Here is an 11,173-nt window from a genome sequence, read left to right on the forward strand (position 1 = left end):
TGCCTGGACCGCGCCGCCCAGCGCGGGCCCGTCGTCGTAAGGCCCCCGGGGGCCCCACCGGTGAACGGCGGACCGACCCTGCGGACCCGGCGGGTGCAGCGGGGCCGACGGACCCGGTGGGGCCGGCCGGGACCTTGGGGCTGGCAGGTGCCCTGGGGCTGCACGACACCGCCCCACCCGCCCTCACCGAACCGGAACGCCGCTATCTGGCCGGATTTCTCGCGGGCCTCGGCGCCCGCCCGGAGGGCACCCCGGTCCTCCCGCCCGGCGCCCCGTTCGCTCCGGACCACGCCCTGTGGGTCGACGGAGTTCTGGCCGGCGCCTATTCCCGGCTCCCGGAGCCCCCGGGCCCCGGGACCGCGCCCGCACCACCGGAGGGTGCCCCGGAGGAACAGGGCGGCCGCCCGGTCGTCGTGCTCTGGGCCTCGCAGACCGGCAACGCCGAGGAGGTCGCCGCGACGGCCGCCCGGACGCTGGCCGCCGAGGGGTACCGCACCACGCTCCTCGGCATGGACGACGGGGCGCCCGACGCGCTGCCGAGCCCGGCCGACCTCCTCGTCGTCACCAGCACCTTCGGCGACGGCGACGCCCCCGACAACGGCTCCGGCTTCTGGGAGTCGCTGAACGCCCCCGAAACCCCGCGGCTGGAAGGCGTCCGCTACGCCGTACTCGCGCTGGGCGACTCCACGTACGACGACTTCTGCGGCCACGGCCGCCGCCTGGACGAACGCTTCGGCGAACTGGGCGCGGAGCGGCTGGTCCCGCGCACCGACTGCGAACCGGAGTACGAGCAGCCTTTCGACCAGTGGCTCAAGGAGGTCAGGGCGGCACTGGAGACGACGACTTCGGAGGGGACGACGGGGGCGGCGGCCACGCCCACGACCGCGCACACGCCCACGGCGGCGGACACGCCCACCACGGCGGCGACGGCGACACCGGCCGGGAAGCAGTCCGCCCGCCCCTCCAGGGCCGCGCCCGTCACCGCCCTCCTCACCGGCAACCGCCTCCTGAGCCTGCCCGGCGCGACGAAGGAGGTCCGGGCCTTCACGCTCGACACACGGCACGCCGACACCCCCCTGACGTACACGGCCGGAGACGCCCTCGGCATACAGCCCCGCAACTCCCCGGACCTGGTGGCCGAATGGCTTGCCGTCACCGGGCTGGACCCCGCCGGGACGATCGACGTACCCGACCACGGAACGGTCCCCCTCGACGAAGCACTCCACCGCCACCTCGACATCACCCGCATCACCCCGGACCTGCTGCGCCTGGTCGCCGACCAGACGGGGGACCGGTCCCTGAAGAAGCTGCTGCGCCCCGACAACAAGGGCGAGCGGGACCGGTGGACGTGGGGGCGGCAGGCCGTCGACGTCCTGGCCGAGCACCCGGTACGGGCCACGGCTGCGGAATGGGCCGAGGTCCTGGGACCGCTCCGCCCCCGGCTGTACTCCATCGCCTCCAGCCCGCTCGCCGACCCCCACCGGATGCGGCTGACGGTCTCCGTGATCCGATACGAGAGCCACCTCGGCCGCACGCGCAGGGGCGTCGCCTCCACGTTCCTCGCCGACGCCGAACCGGACAGCCCCGTCCCGGTGTTCGTGCAGCGCAACGACCGCTTCCGCCCGCCCGCCGACCCCGCCACCCCGATGATCATGGTCGGGCCCGGTACCGGAGTCGCCCCGTTCCTGGGCTTCCTCCAGGAGCGCCGGGCGCTCGGCCACTCCGGGGCCAACTGGCTGTTCTTCGGCGAGCAGCACCGCGCCACGGACTTCTACTACCGCGACGAACTCGACGCCCTGAGCCGCTCGGGCACCCTCACCCGGCTGGACACCGCCTTCTCCCGGGACCAGCGGGCCAAGGTCTACGTCCAGGACCGGATGCGCGAGCACGGAGCCCAGCTCTGGTCCTGGCTCCGCGAGGGCGCCCACCTCTACGTCTGCGGCGACGCCTCCCGCATGGCCAAGGACGTCGACCGGGCGCTGCGCGACATCGCCGTCGCCCACGGCGGGCTCGAACCCGACGCCGCGGCCGCCCAGGTCAAACAGCTAGCCTCGGACCGCAGATACGTACGGGACGTGTACTGACGGACTGACCGAGGGAGTACGGGGATGACCTGGGCGGAAGTACCGGTGGACGCCGACGGGCCGGCGGCGGGGGCGGTCCTGCTGATCGGCATCCCAGGCAGCGGCAAGAGCACCGTGGCCGCTGCCCTCGCCGCCCGGTTCGCCGCCTCCGCCCACATCGAGGTGGACGCCCTCCAGGAACTCATCGTCTCCGGCGGCCGGTGGCCCTCGCCCGAACGGGACGAGGAGGCGGACCGCCAGATCCTCCTCCGGGCCCGCAACGCCTGCCTCCTGGCGGACAGTTTCCTCGCCGCGGGCTTCCTCCCGGTCATCGACGACGTCGTCGTACGCCGCGCCCACCTCGACTTCTACCGCGCCACGCTCACCGGCGGACCGCTGCACTGCGTCATCCTGGCCCCGGGCGCGGCGAAGGCCCGGGAGCGCAACCTCGCCCGGGACAAGACCCTCACGACGGACTGGTCGTTCCTGGAGACGGCGATGCGCGACGAACTGGCCGACGAGAAGATCTGGATCGACAGCGCGGACCTGACCGTGGACGAAACGGTCGACGCGGTCCTGTCCGCCACCGGCCTGACGCCCACGGGGCCCTGACACCACGGGCGTTGTCAGACCCCCGCCGTACGGTGAAGTCATCTATCCGCGCTGCTGGCTGCTGCGCTGCTGGATCGCCCCGCCCGGCTGCTCCCGGGCGGGGCGCACCTTCTTCTCCCTTCAGCGGCGCCCCGTGACCGGGCCGGGCAGGGGTGTCTCACGCTGCTGGGCAGGCGTCAATCAGTAATCAGTAGCTGATGTCGGCGATCGTCCCGATAATCGTCACGGCCGTGGGCGGAGGTCCGCCCGGCCGAGGACTTGACCGATGGGGTGGACGTGTTGCTGGCCGCGTACGACGAGCAGGTGCGGGGACATGTCCCGGAACGGGCACCGATGGGATCCGTGGTCGAGCGGGACGGGCCGGCGGTCCGGACCCACTACGGCACGCACGGCACCGTTCGGCACTCTCCCCTGGGCAAGGAGACCGACCGGGCGGAAGTGACCGGGCTGATCCGCCGGCAGCAGGAGGCCTTCGCCGCCCGGTGTGAACCGGCCGAGTGGCGGGCCTACGGCCACGACCCGATCCCCCTGGACGAGCCACTGCGCGCCGCCGGCTTCGTGGCAGTCAGGCCGACCCGGACGCTCCTCGTCGCCGAGCTCGACGACCTGACGGGCACGGCACCAGCAAGGGGCCTGCGCGTGCGGGGGTTGGACTCCGGCTACCACCGGATGCGGGAACTCGACCGCCTGGTCGCCGCCTGCGAGCCGTACCCGCGCGGCCTGGCGGACATCCGCGAGGACCACGGAAACCTGCTGAGCCGGGCACTGAACGTCCAGCTACTGGAGGCGGAGACCCGACTCGCCGGTGCCGGCTGGGCGGAGGCCGTGGGGTCGACGGAGTTCGTCGCAGTCCGGGGCATGACCGGCCCGCACACCGAATTCCTCTCCCACTGGGTCACCTGGGCTCGCAACGGCCGCGCCCTTCACATGGGCACCGGCGAGGCGCCGGAGCGCCGCTACCTCACCGCCGAGGCGCCGGAGGGACCGATCCTGAACGCCCTCCTCGCAGCCGGATTCCGCGCCGTGTCGAGCGTGCGCACCTACCTCTGGACCCCGGCAGGCCCACCGCCGGCCGCGCAGCGCCCCGTTTCCATGCTGCTCGACGACCCGGATCACCAAGCGCTGTGCGAAGCCTTCGAGGCCGACTTCTCCTTCAAGCCCAGCTACACCTACTACCCGGCCATCGAAGAGCCGCCCGACTCGGTCACCTGGCACGTCGGGGACGTCACTGACACGCGCCACACATACGGACTGATGCGAGACCTTCCCGGCGACCACCGGGTGGCGCGCCTCCAGGACATCGTCGAACGCGGACTACGCGCCCGTGTCCGGCCCGGCGAGCAGCTCTACTCGGTCAGCTGGTGGCATCAGGGCTACCGGTTCGACCCGGCCCGCGTCGGCGGCTCCGGCCGGCCGGCCTGGCCGGGCGCGGCGTGCTGGGAAGGCGAGTACTACAAGCTGCTCACGCGCGACCTGCGCATGGGCACGTTCTGGCATCCCTGGGAGGAGTCCCTGTGCGTCTTCGGCGCCGAGCTCCTCGCCGAGGTGGAGGACGAGCTCGCGGCCACCCTCGGTACGGTCATGCGCCGTGGCGGCCGCAATGTCGGCAATGTCTGGACATATGAATCGTCGGCAATGCCTGGACATACGAATCACCGAGCGGCCCGGATGCTGCCTTCTCCAACATGAGATGCGTGACGGACTCCGCTCTCGAAACGCCCCGCTACCCCGCCGACTCACCCGCGTGCGGGCTCAGCGCGCCGGACCAGACCAGCGCGAAGATGAGGATGCCGAGCAGGATGCGGTAGATGACGAACGGCATGAAGCTCTTGGTGGTGATGAACTTCATGAACCAGGCGATGACGGCGTAGCCGACGACGAACGCCACCAGCGTCGCGAAGATCGTCGGGCCCCAGGAGACATGACCCTCGCCCACGTCCTTGAGTTCGTACGCGCCCGAGGCCAGCACCGCGGGGATCGCGAGCAGGAACGAGTAGCGGGCGGCCGACTCGCGGGTGTAGCCCATCAGCAGGCCGCCGCTGATCGTCGCGCCCGACCGGGAGACCCCGGGGATCAGTGCCATCGCCTGGCAGAACCCGTAGATCAGGCCGTCCCTGACGCCCAGGTCCTTGAGCGTCTTGCGCTCCTTCACCACCCGGTGCCTGCCGCCCGTCTCGTCGCGCGCGGCCAGCCGGTCGGCGATGCCCAGCACGATGCCCATGACGATCAGCGTGGTCGCGATCAGGCGCAGATCGCGGAACGGGCCCTCGATCTGGTCCTTGAGCGTGAGGCCCAGCACACCGATGGGGATAGAGCCGACGATGACCAGCCAGCCCATCTGGGCGTCGTGGTCACTGCGCATCGAACGGTCCGTCAGGGAGCGGAACCAGGCCGACAGGATCCGCGCGATGTCCTGACGGAAGTAGATGAGCACGGCCGCCTCCGTGCCGATCTGGGTGATCGCCGTGAACGCGGCCCCCGGGTCGTGCCAGCCGGCGAACGCGGCCGTCAGCCGCAGATGCGCGCTGGAGGAGATCGGCAGGAACTCGGTGAGTCCCTGAACAAGTCCCAGGACGAATGATTCGAACCAGCTCATGGGGCTTAGGCCATCCCGGAGGTGATCGTGCATCGGCCACGGGCGGCTGGGCCCGTCGGCTGCGTGCAAAGTGCGGAGTGCGGTCAAGGACATCGAGGTCGCGGGCAGCGTATCGCCTGAAAGTAAACGTCAGGCCGACTGCACCGGTCATCCACGTGCCGCCGTAGCTCAGTTGTCCGGCGTGTCCCGGCCCAGCCGGTGGCGTCTGCGCCAGGCCACCAGCGCCCCGCCGAGAGCGGACAGCACGATGAAGCCCATGGCGGCCAGGAAGACCGGCGAGGTCGGCGACGCGGCCTCGCTGCCGGCTATCACGTACGCCGCCGTGTTCGGGATCGACCCGAGACCGGTGGCCAGCAGGAACGGCGGAGCGCCCATCCGGGAGGTCGCCGCACAGTAGTTGGCGGCGGCGAACGGCACCCCGGGGAAGAGCCGCAGCGCCAGGACCGACCGGAAGCCGTGCCGGCTCAGCACCCCGTCCGCCGCGGTGAGCAGCCTCCCGCGCAGCAGGGTCCGCAACGCGTCCTGACCCAGCACCCGGCCCAGCATGAACGACACGCCCGCACCCAGCACCGTGCCCGCCAGCGCCGCCGCCAGACCCGTCTGCGCGCCGAACAACGCGCCCGCGGCGATGTTGAGCAGCGGGCGCGGCACGAACGCCACCGTCAGCGCCCCGTACGCAAGCCCGAAGAGCATCGCGGCCGTGCCCCCGGTCAGCTGGGCCGGCCAGCCCGACGCCAGCAGCCGCTGTGGTTCGAACAGCAGCATCGTCGACGCGGCCCCGAGCAGGACCACGACGAGCAGCGAGAACCGGGACCACGGTGACATCAGCGCCCGGGAGAGGCGCAGGGCCGGACCGGAGGCGGGACGGGCGGCGGGGACGGGGTCGAACATTCGGGGAGAGTAACCGAAAGGGCTGTGTGATCGCCGTAATGTGCGTCGCGTGACCCCCGCCGCCGCCCTCGCAGCCGGTGCCCCCGTCCCGCCGGACAGCACCCTCGCCGACACCGTCCTGGAGCGGCTCGTCGCCGCCTACGCCCCCGCCGCCGACCCCGTACGGGCAAAGGGCGCGGAGGCGTACATGAAGCACGTCGCGCCCTTCCTCGGGATCCCCACCCCTGAACGCCGGGCCCTGTCGCGGACCGTGCTGGCGGGCACCGGGCGGCCCGACGAGCGGGACTGCACGGCGATCGCCCTGCTCTGCTGGCGGCTGCCCGAGCGCGAGTACCACTACTTCGCCGTCGACTACCTGCGCCGCCACGCGGGCCGCTGCACCTCCGGCTTCCTGCCCGTCCTGCACCACCTCGTCACCACGGTGCCCTGGTGGGACACGGTCGACCTGCTCGCCGCGCATGTCGCGGGCCCGCTGGTCGCCGCCGACCCGGCGCTCGCCCGGGAGATGGACCGGTGGATCGACGACCCCAGCCTCTGGGCCGCCAGGACCGCCCTGCTGCACCAGCTGCGCTACAAGGAGGCCACCGACGCCGACCGGCTCTTCGGCTACTGCCTGCGCCGCGCGGACCACCCCGACTTCTTCATCCGCAAGGCGATCGGCTGGGCCCTGCGCGAGTACGCCAAGACCGACCCCGCCGCCGTACGCGACTTCGTCGACGGCGCGCGGACCCGCCTGTCGCCGCTCTCCGTACGCGAGGCGCTCAAGAACCTCTGAGCCGCAGCGGACATGGCGGGGGAAAACCATTCGACGCGGCCGCCGCGCCCGGCCATGATCAGGGGCATGTTCCGGTACGCCTTTCTCGCAGCGCCGTCCGCAGTCGCGGACGCGCCGAAGGCTGCCGTGAACGACGCGGTCGCCGAGGCACTCGCCCCGACCGCGGCAGCAGTTGCCGCAGCAGCAGTCGCATCGGCCTTCGCCGGTGCCGCAGCGCCCCTCGGCGGCGCCCGAAGCTGACCCTCCCCCGACAGTCCGGCGGACCCCGCAAGGGGAGGGTCGGCCGGGCCCTGGGGTCTTCATCTTTTCTCAGCTTCGCGTGCTTCAGAAGGAATCAGCCATGTCCAAGACGGCTTACGTGCGCACCAAGCCGCACCTCAACATCGGCACCATGGGCCACGTCGACCACGGCAAGACCACCCTCACCGCCGCCATCACCAAGGTCCTCAGCGAGCGCGGCGGCAGCTCCACCTCCTACGTGTCCTTCGACCGGATCGACCGGGCCCCCGAGGAGGCCCAGCGCGGCATCACCATCAACATCGCGCACGTCGAGTACGAGACCGACACCCGCCACTACGCGCACGTCGACATGCCGGGTCACGCCGACTACATCAAGAACATGGTCACGGGCGCGGCGCAGCTCGACGGGGCGATCCTCGTCGTCTCCGCGCTCGACGGGATCATGCCGCAGACCGCCGAGCACGTCCTGCTGGCCCGTCAGGTCGGCGTCGACCACATCGTCGTCGCCCTCAACAAGGCCGACGCGGGCGACCCCGAGCTGACCGACCTGGTCGAGCTGGAGGTCCGCGAGCTGCTCTCCGCGCACGGGTACGGCGGCGACGCCGTCCCCGTGGTCCGGGTCTCCGGGCTCAAGGCGCTGGAGGGCGACCCACGGTGGACGGCGGCCATCGAAGGACTGCTGGACGCCGTCGACACGTACGTACCGATGCCGGTGCGCTACACCGACGCGCCGTTCCTGCTGTCCGTCGAGAACGTCCTGACCATCACCGGCCGGGGCACCGTCGTCACCGGCGCCGTCGAGCGCGGCACCGTCCGCGTCGGCGACAAGGTGCAGGTGCTGGGCGCGGACGTCGAGACGGTCGTCACCGGCCTGGAGACCTTCGGCAAGCCGATGGAGTCCGCCGAGGCCGGCGACAACGTGGCGTTGCTGCTGCGCGGGGTGGAGCGCGACCGGGTCCGCCGCGGGCATGTCGTGGCCGCGCCCGGCAGCGTCACGCCGAGCCGCCGGTTCACCGCGCAGGTGTACGTGCTGTCGGCGAAGGAGGGCGGCCGGTCGACCCCGGTCGCCACCGGCTACCGGCCGCAGTTCTACATCCGTACGGCGGACGTCGTCGGCGACGTCGACCTCGGCGAGGCGGCGGTCGCGCGCCCCGGCGACACGGTCACCATGACCGTGGAGCTGGGCCGTGACGTGCCGCTGGAGTCCGGCCTCGGCTTCGCGATCCGCGAGGGCGGACGCACGGTCGGCGCGGGCACCGTCACCGGGCTGCTCTGAGCAGCACGGTCACTCGGCCGCTCCGAGCACCACCGCTGCCCGCCACCCCGGACCACGGGGTGGCGGGCAGTGGTGTGAGGGAGGCGACAATGGAGAGGTGAACGAGCCGATACCCGTCATCCGCGAGGTCGACTGCGGCACCGCCCGGCTGCTGCCCGACGTGGACCACGACCGGGCCTGGCTGCTCACGGTGGACGGCGCGCCCCAGTCCTACGTCGACCTCGACGACCCGTCCCACCTGGAGTTCGAGTACGTGACGCGGCTCGCCCACGTCGTGGACGGCGCGGCCGGTCCTGGCGCGCCCCTGGACGTCCTGCACCTGGGCGGCGGGGCGCTGACTCTGCCCCGCTATGTGGCCGCGACCCGCCCCGGCTCGCGCCAGGACGTCGCCGAGGCGGACCGGGAGCTGCTGCGGCTGGTCCGGGAGCATCTGCCGCTGCCCGACGGGAGCGGCGTCTGTCTGCACGCGGCCGACGCCCGGACGCGGCTGGAGGGGACGGCCCCCGCCTCCGTCGACCTCCTGATCGCGGACGTCTTCGGCGGCTCCCGGGTTCCGGCGCACCTCACGTCCGTAGAGTACGCGCGAGCCGCCGGCCGGGCCCTGCGCGCGGACGGGATCTACGCGGCCAACCTGGCCGACAGCGCCCCGTTCGCCTTCCTCCGCTCCCAGTTGGCGAACTTCGCCGCGGTCTTCCCGGAGCTGGCGCTGATCGGGGAGCCGGCGGTGCTGCGCGGGCGGCGCTTCGGCAACGTCGTCCTGCTCGCCTCGTACGCGCCCATCGACGTGGCCCCGCTCGTCCGCCGCTGTGCCGCGGACGTGTTCCCCGCCCGGGTCACCCACGGGCCCGCGCTCACCCGCTTCCTCGACGGGGCCCGCCCGGTGGCGGACGCGGATGCGGTCGCCTCGCCCGAACCGCCCGACGGGGCCTTCAGCGTCGGCTGAGACTCCCGGCGGGCGGAGCGGGGCGGCAGGGTGGTGCGGGAACGCGCTGCGCGGTGCGGGTGTCAGCCCGTGGGGTCACCCGCGAGGCGGACCGTGCTCAGGATCTGCTGGATCGTGTTGTCCGGAAGCTCGTCCTTGACGCCGGCGGCGGCGTAGAGGACCCAGGTGGAGAAGTCGCCCTTGGAGTTCTTGAAGGAGAACGCGATCGACTTCCCGTCGCTGTCGCACTTCTCCTTGTTGGCGAGCTCCAGAGCGGTGGCCTGCACGACGCTGCCGGAGAGACCCGACTTCGTGGTGAAGGGCTTGGCCTTGCCGATCTTGACCTTGGACTTCGGGTCGAGCTGGGCGTAGGCGGCCCACACCCAGTTGGCGGCCTCGTTCCTCGCGGCCTCTTCGGTGTTCTTGGCGCCTTGGGCGCCCTTCGTCCCGACGCCGGCGAGCCCGGTGTCCTCCTCGCTGCCGTCGCCGTCGGAGTCGTCGACGCACCACTTGCTCTTGTAGTACGCGGGCGCGGAGAAGCCGGCGACCGGCGGGCCCTCGGGCTTCTTGGCGTCCTCGAAGCCGGAGAAGACTCCCGCACCCGCGACCTCCCAGTCACCGGGAACGTCGAACTGCGTGCCCCACTTGGGGTTGGTGACGACCTTCCAGCCCGGAATGACCGGCTTCGGGTCGCCCTCGGAACCCCGCGGGTTCTCCGCCGGCGCGGAGCCGGTGGCCGATTCGCTGGGCTTGGCGCTCGGTGACGCGGACTTCTTGTCGTCGGCGACGGTCTTGCCGTCGTCGTCCTTGCCGAGCACGAGGAAACCGGTCACGCCCGCGGCCACCACGACGGCCAGCGCCGCGACGATCGCCACGATCGTCGTCTTCTTCTTGTCGTCGCCGGGCTTCGGCCCGCCGGGCGGCCCCGGGACCGCGTACTGCGGCACCGTCGGCTGCTGGTACGGATTGGGCTGCTGGTACCCCGGCTGCGCGCCGGGCTGGCCCTGCGGGTATCCGTATCCCGGCTCACCGGGCTGCCCCGGCTGGCCCTGCGGCGGATATCCCGGTTGCTGATAGGGATTCGGCTGCTGGTACCCCGGCTGCTGGTACGGGTTCTGGTTCTGGTCCTGCGGGTTCTGCTCGCCCCCGGGCGGCTGCGTTCCTGGCCACATGGCCAGTAACCATAGATGGGCCGTGCGCCCACTTCTACGGCCGCCCTGTCCCAGAGCCGTCACAAGGGGATGGCCAAACGGTTCTACTGGTGAGTAACCTTCCGTTCATGAGCGCTGAACAGATGACCGTGGGCGAGATGCTCGTCGCGACGGTTCCGATGGCCCGGACCCTCAACCTCGAATTCCTGGAGACCACCCCGGAGCGCGCCGTCGTCCGGCTGCCCGACCAGGCGGATTACCACAATCACGTCGGCGGCCCCCACGCCGGAGCGATGTTCACGCTCGCCGAATCCGCCAGTGGCGCGATCGTCATCGCCGCCTTCGGCGACCAGATGTCGCGCGCCGTGCCGCTCGCCGTCAAGGCCGAGATCGGCTACAAGAAGCTCGCCATGGGCGAGGTCACGGCGACCGCGACCCTCGGCCGCCCGATCGCCGATGTCGTCGCCGAACTGGACGCCGGACAGCGGCCGGAATTCCCCGTCGCCATCGAGATCACGCGCGCCGACGGCGCGGTCACCGGCGAGATGACCGTCGTGTGGACCCTGCGCCCCAACGGCTGACCACCGCCGTACAGCGAGACCGGGCCGCCGCCCCTCCTCGACATCCTGCTCCGGAGCTTCGCCGAT

General features: G+C 72.0%; 11 protein-coding genes. 8 read left to right on the forward strand and 3 right to left on the reverse strand.

What is annotated here, in order from left to right; all coding sequences use genetic code 11:
* The 3 genes from JS521_RS12185 to JS521_RS12195 all read left to right on the forward strand — a co-directional run.
* Window positions 1–2,084: diflavin oxidoreductase (locus tag JS521_RS12185; RefSeq protein WP_372448574.1), on the forward strand; the 2,084-nt coding region annotated here is incomplete at its 5' end.
* Window positions 2,085–2,108: 24 nt separating this feature from the next.
* Entirely contained in the window at window positions 2,109–2,675 is a 567-nt protein-coding gene (locus tag JS521_RS12190; RefSeq protein WP_205082789.1) for an AAA family ATPase, read from the forward strand.
* Between the two features lie 258 nt (window positions 2,676–2,933).
* A complete protein-coding gene (locus JS521_RS12195; protein ID WP_205082791.1) occupies window positions 2,934–4,364 on the forward strand; it encodes a DUF2716 domain-containing protein in 1,431 nt (476 codons plus the stop codon).
* Window positions 4,365–4,398: 34 nt separating this feature from the next.
* Here JS521_RS12195 and JS521_RS12200 read toward each other — a convergent pair whose 3' ends face one another.
* Both JS521_RS12200 and JS521_RS12205 read right to left on the reverse strand, forming a co-directional pair.
* The gene (locus JS521_RS12200) at window positions 4,399–5,271 is read right to left on the reverse strand and encodes an undecaprenyl-diphosphate phosphatase (RefSeq protein WP_205082792.1); all 873 of its coding nucleotides are present in this window, start codon (window positions 5,269–5,271) and stop codon (window positions 4,399–4,401) included.
* A gap of 168 nt (window positions 5,272–5,439) precedes the next feature.
* Window positions 5,440–6,162 carry a TVP38/TMEM64 family protein gene (locus tag JS521_RS12205; protein ID WP_205082794.1) on the reverse strand — a complete coding sequence of 241 codons (723 nt, stop codon included), beginning with the start codon at window positions 6,160–6,162 and terminating at the stop codon, window positions 5,440–5,442.
* A 49-nt stretch (window positions 6,163–6,211) separates the two neighbouring features.
* Here JS521_RS12205 and JS521_RS12210 point away from each other — a divergent pair, with 49 nt between their 5' ends.
* The 4 genes from JS521_RS12210 (at window position 6,212) to JS521_RS12225 (ending at window position 9,396) form a co-directional block, all read left to right on the forward strand.
* Window positions 6,212–6,937: a DNA alkylation repair protein gene (locus JS521_RS12210; protein ID WP_205082795.1), complete on the forward strand. Its 726-nt coding sequence runs from the start codon at window positions 6,212–6,214 to the stop codon at window positions 6,935–6,937.
* Between the two features lie 66 nt (window positions 6,938–7,003).
* On the forward strand, window positions 7,004–7,177 hold the full coding sequence (locus JS521_RS12215; RefSeq protein ID WP_239487155.1) for a hypothetical protein: 174 nt from the start codon (window positions 7,004–7,006) through the stop codon (window positions 7,175–7,177).
* 100 nt (window positions 7,178–7,277) lie between these two features.
* Window positions 7,278–8,453 carry an elongation factor Tu gene (gene tuf, locus JS521_RS12220; protein WP_205082798.1) on the forward strand — a complete coding sequence of 392 codons (1,176 nt, stop codon included), beginning with the start codon at window positions 7,278–7,280 and terminating at the stop codon, window positions 8,451–8,453.
* Between the two features lie 97 nt (window positions 8,454–8,550).
* Window positions 8,551–9,396 (forward strand): spermidine synthase, encoded by an 846-nt coding sequence (locus JS521_RS12225; RefSeq protein WP_205082800.1) that lies wholly within the window; start codon window positions 8,551–8,553, stop codon window positions 9,394–9,396.
* Window positions 9,397–9,458: 62 nt separating this feature from the next.
* Here JS521_RS12225 and JS521_RS12230 read toward each other — a convergent pair whose 3' ends face one another.
* Window positions 9,459–10,547: a DUF8017 domain-containing protein gene (locus JS521_RS12230; RefSeq protein WP_205082802.1), complete on the reverse strand. Its 1,089-nt coding sequence runs from the start codon at window positions 10,545–10,547 to the stop codon at window positions 9,459–9,461.
* 122 nt (window positions 10,548–10,669) lie between these two features.
* Here JS521_RS12230 and JS521_RS12235 point away from each other — a divergent pair, with 122 nt between their 5' ends.
* Window positions 10,670–11,107: a DUF4442 domain-containing protein gene (locus JS521_RS12235; RefSeq protein WP_006122944.1), complete on the forward strand. Its 438-nt coding sequence runs from the start codon at window positions 10,670–10,672 to the stop codon at window positions 11,105–11,107.
* Window positions 11,108–11,173: the final 66 nt, after the last annotated feature.

The organism is Streptomyces durocortorensis (genome assembly GCF_016901035.1).
GTDB classification, from domain to species: Bacteria; Actinomycetota; Actinomycetes; order Streptomycetales; family Streptomycetaceae; genus Streptomyces; species Streptomyces durocortorensis.